Origin of the sequence: Teichococcus globiformis (assembly GCF_042646265.1) — a bacterium.
Taxonomy (GTDB): domain Bacteria; phylum Pseudomonadota; class Alphaproteobacteria; order Acetobacterales; family Acetobacteraceae; genus Pseudoroseomonas; species Pseudoroseomonas globiformis.
Genome location: NZ_JBHRTN010000029.1, coordinates 20,759 through 36,991 on the forward strand (window position 1 = coordinate 20,759; position 16,233 = coordinate 36,991).

At 64.7% G+C, this 16,233-nt stretch carries 15 protein-coding genes; 9 read left to right on the plus strand and 6 right to left on the minus strand.

The features are described from left to right. Window positions 1-2: 2 nt before the first annotated feature. Window positions 3-1,583, minus strand: a complete 1,581-nt coding sequence (locus ACFOD4_RS20985; protein WP_379599653.1) for an ABC transporter substrate-binding protein — start codon at window positions 1,581-1,583, stop codon at window positions 3-5. Between the two features lie 79 nt (window positions 1,584-1,662). Next, window positions 1,663-3,345 carry an alpha-amylase family glycosyl hydrolase gene (locus tag ACFOD4_RS20990; protein WP_379599655.1) on the minus strand — a complete coding sequence of 561 codons (1,683 nt, stop codon included), beginning with the start codon at window positions 3,343-3,345 and terminating at the stop codon, window positions 1,663-1,665. Between the two features lie 391 nt (window positions 3,346-3,736). On the opposite strand from ACFOD4_RS20990, the gene ACFOD4_RS20995 reads away from it, so the two are divergent. Further along, entirely contained in the window at window positions 3,737-5,842 is a 2,106-nt protein-coding gene (locus tag ACFOD4_RS20995; protein ID WP_379599657.1) for an amylo-alpha-1,6-glucosidase, read from the plus strand. Between the two features lie 16 nt (window positions 5,843-5,858). Here ACFOD4_RS20995 and ACFOD4_RS21000 read toward each other — a convergent pair whose 3' ends face one another. The 3 genes from ACFOD4_RS21000 to ACFOD4_RS21010 are packed head-to-tail and all read right to left on the minus strand — an operon-like array spanning window position 5,859 to window position 7,626. After that, window positions 5,859-6,377, minus strand: coding sequence for a cupin domain-containing protein (locus ACFOD4_RS21000; protein ID WP_379599659.1), 519 nt, complete (start codon window positions 6,375-6,377; stop codon window positions 5,859-5,861). Window positions 6,378-6,437: 60 nt separating this feature from the next. Beyond that, on the minus strand, window positions 6,438-6,902 hold the full coding sequence (locus ACFOD4_RS21005) for a hypothetical protein (protein ID WP_379599660.1): 465 nt from the start codon (window positions 6,900-6,902) through the stop codon (window positions 6,438-6,440). A 1-nt stretch (window position 6,903) separates the two neighbouring features. Continuing rightward, on the minus strand, window positions 6,904-7,626 hold the full coding sequence (locus tag ACFOD4_RS21010; protein WP_379599662.1) for a DUF2786 domain-containing protein: 723 nt from the start codon (window positions 7,624-7,626) through the stop codon (window positions 6,904-6,906). 147 nt (window positions 7,627-7,773) lie between these two features. On the opposite strand from ACFOD4_RS21010, the gene ACFOD4_RS21015 reads away from it, so the two are divergent. The 5 genes from ACFOD4_RS21015 to rpoD all read left to right on the plus strand — a co-directional run bounded on the left by ACFOD4_RS21015 (window position 7,774) and on the right by rpoD (window position 12,852). Then, complete coding sequence (locus tag ACFOD4_RS21015; protein WP_379599664.1) at window positions 7,774-8,949, plus strand: AAA family ATPase; 1,176 nt, start codon at window positions 7,774-7,776, stop codon at window positions 8,947-8,949. Then, window positions 8,946-10,031, plus strand: a complete 1,086-nt coding sequence (locus ACFOD4_RS21020; RefSeq protein WP_379599665.1) for a ParB/RepB/Spo0J family partition protein — start codon at window positions 8,946-8,948, stop codon at window positions 10,029-10,031. Before ACFOD4_RS21015 ends, ACFOD4_RS21020 begins: the two co-directional genes overlap by 4 nt. Window positions 10,032-10,130: 99 nt before the next feature. Beyond that, window positions 10,131-10,403, plus strand: a complete 273-nt coding sequence (locus ACFOD4_RS21025; protein WP_379599667.1) for a CopG family ribbon-helix-helix protein — start codon at window positions 10,131-10,133, stop codon at window positions 10,401-10,403. 15 nt (window positions 10,404-10,418) lie between these two features. After that, a complete protein-coding gene (locus tag ACFOD4_RS21030; RefSeq protein WP_379599669.1) occupies window positions 10,419-10,715 on the plus strand; it encodes a type II toxin-antitoxin system RelE/ParE family toxin in 297 nt (98 codons plus the stop codon). A 313-nt stretch (window positions 10,716-11,028) separates the two neighbouring features. After that, window positions 11,029-12,852, plus strand: coding sequence for an RNA polymerase sigma factor RpoD (gene rpoD, locus ACFOD4_RS21035; RefSeq protein ID WP_379599671.1), 1,824 nt, complete (start codon window positions 11,029-11,031; stop codon window positions 12,850-12,852). A gap of 38 nt (window positions 12,853-12,890) precedes the next feature. On the opposite strand, the gene ACFOD4_RS21040 is transcribed toward rpoD, so the two are convergent. Beyond that, on the minus strand, window positions 12,891-13,643 hold the full coding sequence (locus ACFOD4_RS21040; protein ID WP_379599672.1) for a 2-keto-4-pentenoate hydratase: 753 nt from the start codon (window positions 13,641-13,643) through the stop codon (window positions 12,891-12,893). A 125-nt stretch (window positions 13,644-13,768) separates the two neighbouring features. Between ACFOD4_RS21040 and ACFOD4_RS21045 the strand changes: the two genes are divergently transcribed. The 3 genes from ACFOD4_RS21045 to ACFOD4_RS21055 are packed head-to-tail and all read left to right on the plus strand — an operon-like array spanning window position 13,769 to window position 16,229. Then, window positions 13,769-14,263 (plus strand): chemotaxis protein CheW, encoded by a 495-nt coding sequence (locus ACFOD4_RS21045; RefSeq protein ID WP_379599674.1) that lies wholly within the window; start codon window positions 13,769-13,771, stop codon window positions 14,261-14,263. After that, the gene (locus ACFOD4_RS21050) at window positions 14,263-15,675 is read left to right on the plus strand and encodes a CheR family methyltransferase (protein ID WP_379599676.1); all 1,413 of its coding nucleotides are present in this window, start codon (window positions 14,263-14,265) and stop codon (window positions 15,673-15,675) included. Before ACFOD4_RS21045 ends, ACFOD4_RS21050 begins: the two co-directional genes overlap by 1 nt. Beyond that, a complete protein-coding gene (locus tag ACFOD4_RS21055) occupies window positions 15,675-16,229 on the plus strand; it encodes a chemotaxis protein CheW (RefSeq protein WP_379599678.1) in 555 nt (184 codons plus the stop codon). The genes ACFOD4_RS21050 and ACFOD4_RS21055 overlap by 1 nt, the downstream gene beginning before the upstream one ends. The last annotated feature ends 4 nt before the right edge of the window (window positions 16,230-16,233 follow it).

Below are 16,233 nucleotides of genomic sequence, written 5' to 3' on the forward strand. Positions count from 1 at the left end.
GGTCAGGCGCGGCGCGCGTTCCAGAACACGAAAAGCCCGTCCACCACGTCGGACAGGTTGCTGCGGTGCGCAGTCTTGTAGAAGTACTGGCCAAGCGGCAGGAAGGGTACTTCGCGGATGGCGGCGGCCTGGATCTCACGCGCGATGTTCTGCTGTGAGGGAAGGTCGTTGGCGTCCAGCCATTCCTGGCGCAGTTCTTCCAGCCGGGGAATGTTGGGCCAGCCGAAATAGCCGCGCTCGCCGCCTGAGCGCAGAACCTGCGTCACCACCGGGTTGATCATGTCGAGGCCGTTCCAGGTCGTGTTGAACATGTTCCACCCTCCCTGCTCCGGCGGTGCCTTGTTGGCGCGGCGCTGCACCAGGGTTCCCCAGTCGCTGATCACGAATTCGACATTCATGCCGAGCTTCTGCAGCATGTCATGGCAAACATCGCCGAGCGCCGCCAGGACAGGCTGATCGGACGGTGACATCAGCACCACCCTCTCGCCCTTGTATCCCGCCTCTTTCAGGGCCTGTCGGGACCGTTCCAGCCCGGGAGGCGTGCCGAACACGTCGAGCGAGGCACGGGTGGCCATCGGCGTGTTCGGCGTGAAGATGCCGACCGAAGCATTCCACAGCGAAGAGTCGGTTCCGGCGGCGGCGATCATGTAGTTCTGTTGGTTTACCGCGCCCAGCACGGCGCGGCGGATGGCCGGATTGTCGAAGGGCGGGTGCAGCTGATTGAACACCCCCGTCCCAAGGGTGCCGAGCGGCGAGGACAGGCGGGTCGTGATGTTGCGGTTCCGCTCCAGCAACGGCAGCAGGTCGTTCGGCGGGTTTTCCCACCAATCTACTTCACCGTTTTGCAGTGCTCCCGTCGCCGTTCCGGGGTCGGGCATCACATGCCACTCGACGCGATCGAAATGCACCCGCTTCGGCCCAGCTCCCCAGGAGGGGGTGCCGCTTTCACGCGGACGGTAGCGGTTGAATCTCTCGTAAACCACGCGGGCGCCAACCACCCGCTCATCCCCCTTCCAGCGGAACGGTCCCGATCCCACCATTTCGGTGATCTGGGTCGTGGCGGGCGTCGCCGCCAGGCGCTCCGGCATGATGAACAAGGCGGACGGGCCGACCTTCGCCAGAGCGTCGAGCATGGCAGCGAAGGGGCGCTTCAGTCGGATGGTGAAGCTGCGGTCATTGTCTGCCGATATTTCATCCACCCGGGCCATCAATGCCTGACCCAGTGAATCCCGCTGCGCCCAGCGTTTGATGGAGGCCACGCAGTCCAAGCCCCGCACCGGCTCCCCATCGTGGAAGAGCAGCCCTTCCCGCAGGCGAAAGGTCCAGAGACGGCCATCATTCTCGACCGTATGGCCTTCCACCATCTGGGGCTGCGGGCGGAGATCTGAGTCAAGCCCATAGAGCTGGTCCCAGATCATCAACCCGTGGGTCCGGGTAATATAGGCCGTGGTCATCACCGGGTCGGTGATGGTCAGGTCGGCCTGAGGAACATATTTCAGCACCCGCGCACTGGCCGGCTGTGCGATGGCGGGGCGGACGAGAGTGGCTGCCGCAGCGGCGGCGAACAGGGAACGGCGATGCATGGCGCCTGGCTCCATCTGGCGTGTTCCCGGCCAGAAAGCACGCGCCGTGCCAGGGGAGCAAGGGCGCTCCCCAGCAAGATCAGGCCCGTTGTATCTCCAGTGCGGCCACGCCCCGAGCGGGGTTGTGCGTCGGCTCCAGCAGAGCCAGCATCACGCCGAACGGTGGCAGAACGGCAGTGCCGTCCCGCTGCAGCATGGGCGCTGCGCCGGTGACGTCGGGCAGAAGCGCAGCCCGCCCCAGATCCAACGCATCAAAGATCACCGGTTCTTCCGAAATATTGAACACGGCGAGGATGCGTTGTCCTTCCGCTCGACGCACCAGCCCGACCAGCGGTGTGGGGAGCTCCAACGCCTCCTGGCTGCCATGGATCAAGGCCGGGCAGGCACGGCGCAGTCCCAGCGCACGTCGCCAGACCTGCAGAAGGCTGCCCGGATCACCCTCTTGTCGATCAACTGCCAGGGCATGATGTGATGCCGGCAACGGCAGCCAGGGCTTGCCGGTGGAGAAGCCTGCTGCGGGGCGCTGGGCTTCCCACGGCATCGGTGTGCGGCTTCCGTCGCGACCCCGGAATTCCGGCCAGTAGGTCAGGCCGAATGGATCACGGATGTCCTCCAGCGCCAGCTCCGCCTGTTCCAACCCCAGTTCCTCGCCCTGGTACAAACAGACGCTGCCGCGCAGCGACAGAAGCAGAAGGGCCAGCAGGCGCGTGAAGCGTGGATCGGCAATATCCGATCCGGGTGGCTTCCAGCGGCTCGCCGCGCGCTCGACATCGTGGTTGGAAAACGACCAGCAAGGCCAGCCGCTATTCCGCCCGTTGCCCGATGATGCTTCGATCAGGCCCTTCACCGTGGCCTTGTCGAACCCGCCACGCAACGGCTGCAAGGTGTAAGCCATGTGCAGCAACCCCTGCCCCGCTGTGTAGCGATGCAGGCGGTCGAATGCTCCATCCTGGCTCGACACCTCGCCTAGGGTGGTGGTGCCCGGGTAACGATCCGTCAAAGCCCGGATGCGGGCCAGGATTGTCAGCGTTTCGGGATGCATCATGTCGTGCTGGTGATGCTGCAGGCCGAACAGCTTCGCCGGGATCTCGCCATCAGGGGTGGCACGCGCGGGGTTTGAACGCAGGCCGGGATCGTGGGCCAGAAAATCGATGGCATCGAGGCGGAAGCCATCGATGCCGCGGCGCAGCCAGAACTCGCCGACCTCCAGCACGGCGTCCAGGGTTGCCGGGTTCAGAAGGTTGAGGCTCGGCTGGCTGGAAAGGAAGTGGTGCAGGTAGTATTGCCGCCGGCGCGGCTCCCAGCGCCAGGCGGGTCCACCGAAGACGCTCAGCCAATTGTTGGGGGGCGATCCATCCGGCTGAGGATCCGCCCAGATGTACCAATCCGCCTCGATCGAGTCGCGCCGGGCACGGCTGCGCTGAAACCAGGGATGAGCCTCCGAGGTATGGCCACCCACAAGATCCAGAAGCACGCGCAGGCCTAGGCGGTGGGCAGACGCCACCAGCCGGTCGAAATCCTGCAACGTGCCGAATTGCGGATCGATCGCAACGTGGTTGCTGATGTCGTAACCGAAGTCAGCACCAGGCGAAGCATAGAAGGGGCAGATCCAGATGCCGTCGACGCCCAGACTGGCAATATGTTCGAGCCGGGTCTCGATCCCAAACAGGTCACCCACACCATCTCCGTTGCTGTCGGAAAAGCTTCGTGGGTAAATCTGATACAGAACCGCGCCGCGCCACCATTCTGCGCCACCCGCCATGAGGGATTCTCCCTGATCAGTGCCGAGAAGTTCCGGGCCGGGCCATACCGTGCCCTTGCTCTCCACTGATCTCGCATTCGTGATCGCGAGGCAACTTAAATTGTCTTCGGGATTTAACGAGAGAGTTGCGCCCTCCGTGCCGGAAGCTTGGTTATTGCGGTTGCGTTACCATAGTAAGCAGCACGCTGAAGTTGGCATGGCGTTGCTGATTGCGCCCGGTCCGTGACCCGAATCCCCTTGCTGATGACCTATGGGAGCCCCTAGGCATGCTGAGAAGAGTGGGAGTGTTCGCGATGCTGTTCCGTCCCGGTGTCCTAGTGATCGCGGCCCATTCTGCATGATGGACAGCGTGCCTGCTGCTCCTGCACCGGCGGCCTCTGAGGATACAGCGGTGGCCGATGTTCACGCCATGACGCTGAAGCATGATGAAAGCTTTGCCGTTTTCGGCCCTGACGGTGACCTCACTGGGGGAGCGCAAGGTCTTTATTATCGCGACACGCGGCATCTTTCTTTTCTTTGCCTTCGCATCAATGGCGCGACGCCGCAGCTATTGAGCGCGGCATTGCAGGCCGACAATTCGGCCCTGACTTGCGACCTGACCAACCCCGCGCTCAGCGACGCGGCGGATGGTGCCCCCCTGCCCCGGGGCGAGCTCCATATCCGGCGCACGCGCTTCCTGTGGAATGGCAGTTGCCATGAGCGGATTGCCATTCGCAATTTTTCCGGACGTCACTGTCGCGTTCGGCTTGAGCTTCACTTCGCGGCGGATTTTGCTGATCTGTTCGAGGTGCGTGGCCATCGCCGACCGGCGCATGGCGAACACCATCGTGCCAGTCTTACGACAGACAGCGTAACCTTGTCCTACACCGGGCTCGACGGATTGCGGCGGCAGACGGCGTTGTGCTTCGATCCGGCGCCGCGTCAGCTGGAAGCGCAGCGTGCGGTGCAGGAGATCTCATTGCCCGCGGGTGGGCGACGCACCCTGTTCATGACCATCGGGTGTGGTGAAGGCGACGCGCCCCCTCCGCGCGGTGGCTTTGGCGCAATGTTGCACAAGGCCAAGGCCGCGCGGCGGGAACACCAGGCCAGGCGTGCGAGCGTAGAAACCACCGACCCGCTGCTAAACAGCGTGCTCCAACGTGCTGTGTCCGACCTTGGCATGCTGACAACGGCGACGCCGCAGGGCCCTTATCCTTATGCCGGCACACCTTGGTACAGCACGGCTTTCGGACGGGATGCACTGATCACTGCGTTGCAGACGCTCTGGCTGGATCCTTCCCTCGCCCTTGGTGTTTTGCGCTTCCTGGCGGCTCATCAGGCACGCGAGATGAATGCCCAGAATGATGCGGAACCAGGCAAGATCCTGCATGAGATGCGGCAGGGCGAAATGGCGCTGCTGGGCGAGGTGCCATTTCATCGCTACTACGGCAGCGTCGATTCGACGCCACTCTTCGTGATGCTGGCAGGCGCTTACCTGGATCGGACGGGTGATGTCGACACCCTGCGCGAGCTATGGCCGAACGTCGAGGCGGCTCTCGACTGGATCCGGGATCACGGCGACGCGGATGGCGACGGCTTTATCGAATACCTGCGGAAGACGCCCAATGGGTTGATCAACCAGGGATGGAAAGATAGCCATGATGCGATCTTCCATGCCGATGGGGAGATGGCGGAGGGCCCGATCGCGCTGGTGGAGCTGCAAGCCTATGGCTTCGCGGCGTGGCAGGCCGGATCACGCATTGCCGCCCGGCTAGGCTTGAACGTTCAGGGGCAGCGTTATGCCGCAAGGGCCGATGCCCTGATGCAAGCATTCGACGCAGCCTTCTGGGACGAGGATCTTGGGAGCTACGCCCTTGCGCTGGATGGCCGCAAGAAGCCGTGCCGGGTGCGGAGCTCCAATGCTGGCCATGCGCTGTATTGCGGTATCGTCCCGCCTGAACGAGCCGCGCAGCTGGCTCGTCAACTCCTGGAACCCGATTCCTTTTGCGGCTGGGGCGTCCGGACCGTGGCATCAGGGCAGCGCCGATACAATCCCATGAGCTACCACAATGGCTCGGTCTGGCCGCACGACAATGCCCTGATTGCAGAGGGCCTCGTACGCTACGGTCATGCCGAAGCCGGTCTTCGGATCTTCAAAGGGCTTCTTCAGGCAGCCTCATTCGACCCGTTATACCGCCTCCCGGAGCTTTTCTGTGGCTTTCGCCGCCGTCAGGGGGAAGCTCCAACGCATTATCCAGTAGCTTGCTCACCACAGGCTTGGGCAGCCGCCACGCCGATTGCCATGCTGGGCGCTTGTCTCGGGCTTGGCTTCGATGCAGAGACGCGAACGGTCACGCTGTGCCGGCCCATGCTGCCGGACACCGTGCAGCATTTGATCCTACGGAACCTGACGTTCAGTGGCGGGAGCCTGGATCTGCGGCTGGACCGCTCCGGCGCAGATTGGCAACTTGCCATTCTGGATCGCCGGGGCACGATGGATGCCGCTCTGCTCCCCTGAGTCAATGGTAGGGCGGTTAGCCCTGACCGGCGGCGGGGTCCTTGTGGATCGGGTCGATCCAGGCGACATCCTCGGGCTTCTCGACGGGCTCGATGTCGAGGTTGACCACCACGGCCTCGTTGTCGCTTCGGACCAGCACGCATTCCAGCGTCTCGTCTGAAGACGCATTGATTTCCTGATGAGGAACGTAGGGGGGGACATAGATGAAGTCGCCTGGACCGGCCTCCGCCGTGAATTCAAGTTTCTCGCCCCATCGCATACGGGCCTTCCCCTTGATCACGTAGATCACGCTTTCCAAGGCGCCATGATGATGGGCGCCTGTCTTGGCATTAGCGTGGATATGCACCGTTCCGGCCCAGATCTTCTGGGCGCCCACCCGCGCCATGTTAATGGCCGCGGCGCGGTTCATGCCTTGTGTCTGAGCCGTGCCTGTATCGAAGCTTCCCGCGGGGATGACGCGCACGCCGCTATGCTTCCAGCCATCCTCTGGCGGCTGGCCAGGAAGGTCGTGATGTTCGTGACCGTCATGCGGCATCGGCAAAACTCCAACAGGGCCATGTTGTCCCCCAGATCATCCGGCCCGCATTGGGCCGCGTCAAGCCGAGGGATCCCTCCCCTGCCCAGTCGCCGGCGGGTCGAGCATCACTGGTCGGGCATCCACGTCGAACTCAATGCCACACCGGTCCAGCGAACACAGCAGCTCGGCCTCAGGCAGGCGGAGATAGCGGACAAGCAGCTGCAGATACAGTCCAACAAATACCGGGCCATGCCCATCATGTTCTCCATCCGCTGTGCTGCTGAGAACATGGGCCAACTCATGAAGCAGAACCCAGGAGGGCAGCCGTTCGGGAACACGAAGGCACAGCCGGGTAGCATCAGCGATGCGGCGACGTGCCTGGCGGGGCATCGGCTCGACGATCGGAGGAAACAACAACCCGAGGTCTAGCCATAATGCATCGACCATGGGCTTGATCTGCGGGAACAGGAGCACGGTCCCGTCACGCGGAGCCACCTCGCGTTCTTCCCAAGCGTAGAGCTTGCTGCGTTGGACGTCACGCATGCTAGCGCAGTCGGGAGGGCGCCTCCTCCCTCAGGGGGCGGTTCAGATTGATCCTGTCGCCAGCATTGTAGCCTTGGCGAAACGAGGAATCGCTATGCACCTGCCGCGTCCGGCCGGCGACCAAGCGGATTGAGATATCACGAAAGGCTGCTTCCACCAGATCCTGCTTCATGATCACCAACGCGCCGCCATCTGACCGCGCAGCAGAAATGTCATTTTGTCGGAGGCGAAGCATGTCTTCCAGACGATCGGAAATGCGGTTCGCTATGCCGCACTGGTAGGCCCGCAGGCGTTGGCGGCGCAATACCGGCGCCTTCACCGCAAGCGCTTCCTTGAACAGCCGAGCTTCGTGGGCCATGCCCCGGGCAATGACCGCGTAGAGGTAGAGGGCCATCGCGACATCCGTCTCATGCCCGAAAAAGATGTACTGGCCGAGGCCGTTTTCGCGAGTGATCCAAACCTTGCAGTCACAGAACCGCGCCAGAGACGGTACGCAGCCATCGATCGGGCGTCGGCGAATACCGCCAAAGGCTACGCTTTTTTGGACGCAGGAAGCTTCGCGGAGCAGGACCTCGTCCATGGATAGGGTGTAGAGGCTCATCAACCGCCCCACCATATCTGCAGCAGCAAGCGCTTCCGCCTCTGTGCAGCCATTGGAGATAGTCTTGGCAAGCAATGCCCTGATGCGGACCTTGACCTTCTCCACTTCCACCGCTTGACTCATGGCTCTGCCCTAGCCCTAGGGACTTGGATGCATCCAAGTCCGTGCTGTATCGATGTGTCAGTTGGATGCATCCAAGTCTGATCACCGCTTTGCGATGTATGATGGCGCGGGTATGAGGGTGGCTCAAGTCCAGGATCAAGGTTCCCTATGAAGCAGGCGGAAGGCTTTCGTCGGATTGCTGACTTCCTTGGCGCGGCGCAGCGGAGCGCCATCGAGGCTGAGAATGCCCCCGAGAAGCGGAAGCGCCTGCGGACCTTTCCATCCAGGGAAGCGGCAGCTTGGCTCGGCGTGACGCCGCGCGAATTGCGTGCCCTTTATCCCGAGGGCGCCACATCACCGCGGGCAAGGCTGAGCTTTGAGGACCTTCGGATCTGTCGCGAGCGGCTCGCACGGGCGAACCCCGTCTCTTCACGGAGCGTAGGGAAAGCCGCTTCTACTGCTCCTTGCATCACCTTCACCAACTTCAAAGGCGGCTCGGCCAAAACGACGAGCAGTGTGCATTTCGCGCAGTACCTGGCTCTTTCCGGCTATCGGGTTCTTTTCATCGACCTTGATAGTCAGGGCAGCGCTACAGCTCAGTTCGGTCTGGATCCTGTGGAGGAAGTTGGCCGGAAAGAGTGCTTCACGGCGTGGCTAGATAGCCCGGAGGCGGAAAGGGTGGACGCCGCCGCTCTCTGCCGACCTACCTACTGGCCGAGCATTGATCTTGTTCCCGCCAGTACCGCCCTCGCAGAGGCCGAGGACCGACTGTCCGAGAGGGCAGCAGCGGGGGGCGGTCAAGAGCCTTTCTACTTCGATGAGCTTGCTGCATTTCTGGCCGCGGTGCCGAGAAACTACGATGTCGTGGTTGTTGATACTCGGCCCGATGTGAACATGCTGATGACTGCTGCGCTTCATGCAGCCAGCGGCATCATCGTTCCCATGCGCGCCACCATGACCGATCTTGCCTCGACTGGCGCCTTCTTCGCGCACCTTTCCGACTACATAGCGGCTTTCCGCGATGCCTTCGGACGAGAGCTTTCGCTTGGTTTCAGCCGGATCCTGTTGACGGACTACGATCCAGGCGATCGCAGTCAGGAGGCGCTGGCGGCACTGCTGCGTGAGCAGTTTGGAGACACCGTGCTGAATGGTGCCTTTCTCCACTCGCGGATTGTGGGAACCGCCGGCTTCGGCAAGGAGACGCTCTACGAGTATGAACCAACCACGGATCGGGCGGCCTATGGCCGCGTCATCGCCAGCGTAAACGAAGTGAACGGTCAGATCGAAGCCTTGATCAGGCAGGCGGGCAGTCGTACCACTCATCGAAAGAGGAAATCCTCATGAAGTCTGTGCGCTCCCGGTTCGACCATTTGGCTCAGGCTGTGCGGCAGCAGGCGGAGACGGCGACCCGTGAGGCGAACGGTGCCGGAACCCAGCATCGACCGTCAGTCGCCCTGAGCAAGGCCACTGAAGGACTTCGGGAGCGAATGGAGCGCCTGGAGGCGGAACTGGCTGAAGCGGGCGCCGCAAGGGCGCAGCAGAGAACCGAGATCGAGCGGCTACGCGCGAAAATCAGCGGCGCTGGTGCGGAAGCTGACGAATTCCTGTTTCTCGATGCAGGGATGGTTGACGACACCTTGCCGCGTGATCGTCTCCCCGGTGCCTTCGATGGGCCTGAGTTCCAGGCGCTTCTCGATGACATTCGGGCCAACGGCCAGAACGATGCCGTCACGGTGCGGGCTCGCGCGGACGGCCGCTTCGAGATCGCGGCGGGCCGGCGCCGGCTGGAAGCCTGCCGACGCCTCGGCATTGAAGTGCTGGCCCGGCGGCGTGATCTGGACGACGCGGCGATGCTTCGGATCCAGTTCTCTGAGAACGAGCGGCGGGAAGACATCTCCGCCCTGGAGCGCGCACGGTGGTTCGCCGAAGTGCAGGCGCGGCTGCAGTTGCAGGGGCAGGAACTGGCCCGCCAGTTCGGGCTCGATCCATCCACCTTCAGCCTCTACCTGCGGCTGGCGCGCTTCCCTTCGCAGATTACGCAGCGGTTGCGGATGCCGGGACGTCTGGCCATGCTCCGGGCCAGACGCGTCATGGAAGCCGTGGAGGCGGATGCGGCCGTTCTGCCGCGGATCGTGGCGGCGTTGGATGCGCAACTGGCGGCAGCCCGTGGTGACGTCAAGGCCATTGACCCGGATGACCAGATCAGTCTCCTGATGCGGACTGCCGAGGGCAGGGGAGGTGGCCTGGGCAAGGCGGCGCAGCCGGAGCGGCGGCATATTGTCCATCAAGGGCAACGCATCGGCACGCTGACGCGCAATGGCGGGCAGTGGGTCTTCCGTTTTGCAACGGCCCTTCCTGACGCGCTTGTGCAGGAAGTCGCCGACAAGCTGCCCAGCCTCATGCCCGGAAAGGAAGGCGAGGTCTGACCCTTGCTGGAACGTCGGGGCTGATCCCTTTCGATTTCATTGCTGTGACGGTGCCGCGAAGTATAGAAAGGTAGCACCCGGTGCGACCATGGAGCTGGCATGTCGAGCAGCCTTGCCTTGAAACTGGATGAGGAAACCCGTCGCCGCCTGCAGGCCCTGGGCCAGCTGCGTGACCGTTCCCCTCACTGGCTCATGAAGAAGGCGGTGCTCGAGTTCCTGGAGCGCGAGGAAAGCTATGAGCAGGAGAAGCGCGAGGATCTGGATCGCTGGGAGAGGTACCGGCTGACCGGACAGGCCATTCCGCACGAGGCGGTGCGTGACTGGCTTGAAAGCTTCGGGCCCACCGGCCCCACTCAGCCGCGCCCCGAGTGAGGCCGGCCCTGATCCATGGCGCGGCTGACATGGCTGCCGGAGGCCTTGGGCGACTTGGCGCGCCTGTTGGCCTTCCTGCAGGAAAAAAATCCTCAGGCAGCAATGCGGGCGGCGAAGGCCATCGCCCGGGCGGCGGACCGGCTGGCGGCCAGCGAAGGGCTCGGCAGACCCATGGCCGACGGGACCGGGCGACGCGAATTGTTCATTCCGTTTGCCAGCAACGCCTATGTGCTGCGCTACAGGCTGGAAGAGGACGCATCCGTCGTGATCATCCGCGTTTGGCACGGCCGGGAAGGTCGGGAGGAGTGGTGATGACCGTTCGTTTACGGAATTTCACCTGCCTGGCCATCTTCGATGATGCAATGCGCCGACGGGTTCTGGCATATGGCGTCCCTCCCTGACGAAAGGTCCGGATTGAGGATGCCGCGCACCGAGGGGTGTTTCTGCCCGCTCGGGCTACCTAAGTAATCGCCTTGCCACGGAAGGGTGGCAACCAATCCCTGTCCGAGCCTGTCCCGCCGCCTTTTTCTGCAAGGCGGTCGGGCCGTGTGCGCCAAGGGCAGAGACGGCGGGGGTCGGGGGCCGGTGGCCTCCCCAAAAGACGAAAGAAGCACGGGTGAATAGCATGGACGGGATGTTTGGCTACGGCGGTGCGGATCAGGGCGAGCAAGACGGTGCTGCGGCGCTGAAGGCTCGGGCCGGCTTTGGTGGCATGCGCCGTGAGGGCGCCGAAGGCGAGCGGGACCAGGACCTTTCCACCGACCCCGACTGGCGCCCGGAATATGCCGAGGGCTTCGCCGACCCCGACCAGGAAGAAGATGGCCGTCCTGCCAGCGCTTCCACCGAAGCTGCTCCGGAAACGGAGGACGAGGTCGAGGAAGTTCGCGAGGAACAGAACGACGAATCCGGCAATGTGAATGAGGCCGCGATGGCCCGTTCCGACGACCCGGTGCGGATGTTCCTGCGTGAGATGAGCGGCACCGACCTGCTGTCCCGCGACCAGGAAATCGCCTTGGCGCAGCGGATTGAGGCAGGGCGCGACGCCATGTTGGCCGGGCTCTGCGAGAGCCCCCTGAGCTTCGCGCATCTGCGGTCCTGGAAGGAGGCTCTGGAGCACAGCCAGATGCCGCTGCGCGATGTGGTCGAGTTGGAGGCGATGGCCGCCGACGCCGCAAGTCCGGCCGCGGCCACCGAGACCGAGGTGGAAGAGGAAGGCGAGGCGACGCCGCACACCACCCTCGACGAGAAGATGAAGCCCGAGGTACTGGCAGCCTTCACCGCCGCCATCGAGGCGCATGACGCTCTGCGTTCCATGCGGCCGGGCTCCGAGGAGGCACAGGCGCACCGTGAGGCGATGGTGGTCCTGTTCGGTGCGCTGCGGTTGCGCCCCGCTCGGCTGGACCTGCTGGTTGGCCAGATGCGGGAGGTTAATCGGCGGTTGCTGGGCCTCGATGGGCGTGCGCTGCGACTGGCAACGGCCGCGCGCATGGATCGCGAAGTGGTGCTGAGCTTGTGGGACGGCAGCCAGGCCGGCCTGGAGGCGCTGCTCACAGCGGCTGCTGCAGTGAAAACCAGCTCAGCGCGCCGCGAGGCGACGCTGGCGGATCTGCGCTCGGGTCTGCCGCAGATCCGCGCGGCGATCACTGCGCTCGAGCAGGAATCCGGGCTTCCCGCCGCTGAGCTTCGCCGTGTCTGTGCCGAAGTTGGCCAAGGCGAGCGCGATATGCGCAAGGCGAAGGAGGAGCTGACCCGCGCCAACCTCCGCCTCGTGGTGCACATTGCCAAGCGCTACCGCAACCGTGGCCTTATGTTCGGCGACCTGATCCAGGAAGGAAACATCGGCCTGATGCGGGCGGTCGACAAGTTCGACTGGCGGCGCGGCTTCAAATTCGCCACCTACGCTACGTGGTGGGTGCGGCAGGCCATCACCCGCTCGCTTGCCGACCAAGCGCGCACCATTCGCGTGCCGGTGCATATGACCGAAACGGTCGGCAAGGTGGCCCGCATGAGCCGTCGCTTCGCCCAGAAGGCTGGGCGTGAGCCTACGCCCGAAGAGCTTGCCGGAGAGTTGGGCATGTCGGTCGACAAGGTTCGCGCTGTGCAGCGCCTCGCGCGTGAGCCGGTGTCGCTGGAGAACCCGGTGGGCGAGGATGATGATGGCCGTCTTGGCGACTTCATCGAGGACGAGAATGCGGTCATTCCCTTTGAGGCGGCGGCGCGCTCCTCGATGCGGGACGCCACCATGCGCATCCTGTCCGACCTGACCCCGCGCGAGGAGCGGATCCTGCGTATGCGTTTCGGCATCGGCGGCGAGAGCGACCACACGCTGGAGGAGGTCGGCAAGACCTTTAACGTGACCCGCGAGCGCATCCGGCAGATCGAGGCCAAGGCTCTCAAGAAGCTGCAAGTCTCGAAGCGCGGCCGGTCGCTGCGCTCCTTCCTGGCCTGAACAACAAGGGCGTCGGTCGATCCGACGCCCTTTCTGTTTCAGAGTACGGCGGTTTCCACCGCGCCCACGCCCTCGAACTCCACGCGGACCCGGACGCCGGGCTCCACCATGGGCATGCCGGTGCAGCTTCCCGTGGTGATCACCATCCCTGCCTTGAGGCCGCCATAGGGCCGGGATCCCGTATTGGCGAGCCACTGGATCAGCCGGATCGGTTCGCCCGCGCTGTTGCCGCCGATCTTCTCCAGAGCCACCTTCCCATTCAGCGTCAGCCGGACCGGCATGGCAATGGGATCGATGTGCCGCCAATCGGCCAGAGCCGGGCCAACCACCAGCGCCCCGTGGCTGCCCTGGTCGGCGGCGTGGCTCAGCTTGTCGGAGCCAATGGCTCTGAACCGGCTGTCCACCAGCTCGATCATCGGGTGCATGGTGGCAAGGGCCTCCAGGATCTCCTCGCGAGTATAGGGCGTATCCCGCGATGGAAGGTCCGAGCCCAGAGTGAAGCCGATCTCGCCCTCCACGCCGATCAGGTTGAAATCTGTGGCCCGGAAAGGCTCGCTGCCATGCCGCAGCGTGGCCGCATGGATCGGTGCCCCACCTGGCTCTGCGGATGGGGTGGCGGCGCCGACCTTCCAGGCCACGATCGGGCCCAGCTCCGCCGCGACCAGTTCCTGGATGGCTTGAACGTCGTCGATGCTTGTCGGCCGTGCAGCGGCAGGCAAGGCGTCCAACGGCACCCGCGTTCGACGGGCTCGCAACAAGGCATTGGCTGCGGCTTGGAAGTCGGTGGCCATGATCAGGGAAGCTCCTCTGCGATTGTGCCATCCTGTCCGGCGGCAGCGTCCGCGTCGAGGTGTTGCCATGCTCTGGCTGCCTGTGCCGAGGGGTGTTACCAGAACAGGCGGGAGGCGAGCTGCCCTTGGATCCGGCCGATACCTATCTGTTGTTGCGTCTGGGACAGCGTCACGTGGCGCTGCCGCACATCGCCGTGCGGGAGGTCCTGCCGCTTCCGCGTCTGTTCCGGCCACCGGCCTTGCCTCGCTCGATGGCGGGATTCCTGAACCTGGGGGGGGCGGCCGTGCCGGTTCTGGATCTTGCCCGGCTGTTCGGTTTGACGGAGACGGCGGAGGCGGAGGCCGCGCTCTACCGACATGTGGTCCTGTTGAAGACGCCCTTGCTGGGCCTGCTGGTTGACCGGGTGTTTGATCTGGTGCGGGTTCCCACCGTGCAACTCCGCCCGTTACCCGAAGCCCTGTCGCTGAATGGGTGCGCCGCGGCAGAACTGCCGCTTCAGGACGGCTTCGCCCATCTTCTGGCTCCGGATCGCATTCTGCTGGCGCAGGAGGCTGCGGCCGTCCATTCGTTGCAGGAAATGGCGCAGACACGCTTGGCCGGGTGGGCGGAGCCGGCCTGATGGCTGGTCCAGGGCAGCGTCCCGCCGTCACCTTCGTGCCGGATGCCGATTTCCTGCGGCTGAAACGCCACATCATCGGTCGCACCGGACACTTCTACTACGAGGACAAGGATGCGCTGCTTTGGGATCGTCTCAAGCGGCGGTTCCATGAGACCGGCCTAGCGGGCAGTGGCGCCTATCTGCGGAGACTGGAAGATGCCGTGCAAGGCGAGGCCGAGTGGGAAGCGTTGGAAGCCGAGATCACCATCGGCGAGACCTTCTTCTTTCGCTACGCGGAGCAATTCGCTGCACTCCGCAGGACGATCCTGCCCGACCTCCTGAAGCGCAGGGGCGAAACACGGCAGCTGCGCGTTTGGAGTGCCGGCTGCGCCAACGGCGCTGAACCCTATTCCTTGGCGATCCTGCTGGGGGACCTGTTGTCCGAAACCTTGCCGGACTGGCGTGTCTTCCTGCTCGGGACCGACCTCAACGAGGCCGCCTTGCGGCAGGCGCGGCAGGCAGTCTTCAGCCGGTGGACCTTGCGCGGCCACCCGGCCGACGCGCTGGAGCGCGACTTCTTGGCGGTGGATGCGGGCCGCCGCTGGGCCTTGCGGCCCCAACACCGCGCCCTGGTGCGATTTCGGCGGCACAACCTGCTGAGCCTGCTGGAGGATGACACTCCGCTGGAACTCAACGATTTTGACCTCATCCTTTGCCGCAACGTGCTGATCTACTTTCATCCTGAGGTGGTGGAGAGGGTGGTGCGGGCCCTGGCGGGAAGGCTCCGGGATGGCGGATGGCTGCTGCTAGGCCATGCCGAGCCGAATCCGGCATTCGCCAGCTTCCTGGAGGTTGTGGAACTGCCCGGCACCATCGCCTACCGCCGAGCAGGAACAGGCTCAGGCCCGGCGCAGGCTCCAGCTGCGCCGCCGCTTCCATCGACGGAGCCACCCGCCCGCGCCGATGCACCGCGCCGCCTCGCGGCGAAAGTTCCAGCCCGCAAGCCGGAGCCGACGGCTCGCGAAGTGCCGCAACGGCCCGCTCAGTGGCTCGCAACGGCCCGTGCCGCAGCCGACCGCGACGACCTCGCCGCCGCTGCCGAGGCTTGTCGGGCGGGGCTCGTCGCCAGGCCGGAAGATGCAGCCCTGCATTACATGGACGGTCTGGTGCAGCGGGCACAGGGCCGATCGCGCGAGGCCGAGGCCGCCTTTCGCCGGGCCTTGTATCTGCGCGGTGACTTTGCCATGGCCCATTACCAGCTTGGCCTGCTGCTGCTAGACGAAGGGCGGCGCACTGGCGGCAGGCGTGCCCTGGCCGCGGCAGCCCGCATCGCCATGGCCCTGCCGGGGGGGATGCCGGTGGAGGAGGGGGATGGCATGACCGCGCGGCAATTGCGCGCCGGAGTGCGGCTGCAGCTTGAGGGGCCGGGTTGATGCCTTCCGCTTCCGCCCGCCGCGTGAGTGCGGAAAGGGCACAGCACATCCTGGAGGAGCGCACGCGCCGCCTTGCGCAGCGGGGCGCGGTGTCGACGGTGGCCTCCCGGCCTACCCTGCTCTGCGATCTGGGCTCCGAGCTTTGCGGCCTATCGCCCGCCTTTGTTGCGCGGGTGGTGCCAGACGGTCCGCACGCGGCGCTGCCCGGGGCGCCACCGGCCCTGGCAGGGCTGTTCGCGGCGGGCGGCCAAGGATACCTGTTGATCGACCTCGCTTTGGCGCTGGGGCGTGCGGAAGCCGTGACCGGTGGCGGGCATGTTCTGCTTCTGCGCCACACAGCGCCGCGCTTCGCCTTGCGGGCAGGCCGCGTGTTGGGGCTGGTCGAAGTGCAGCCCGTGACACCGGGCGAGGCGGCGCCTCCGGCTGATCCTCTGGAAGGCCACGCCACCTGGCACGCGAACTTACCTGACCAGCCGCCCCAAAGCCTGGGACTGGTCGACATTTCCCGCCTGCTGCAGCCGTTCCTGCCGTCCGATCAGCCCACCGGAGCATGATGTC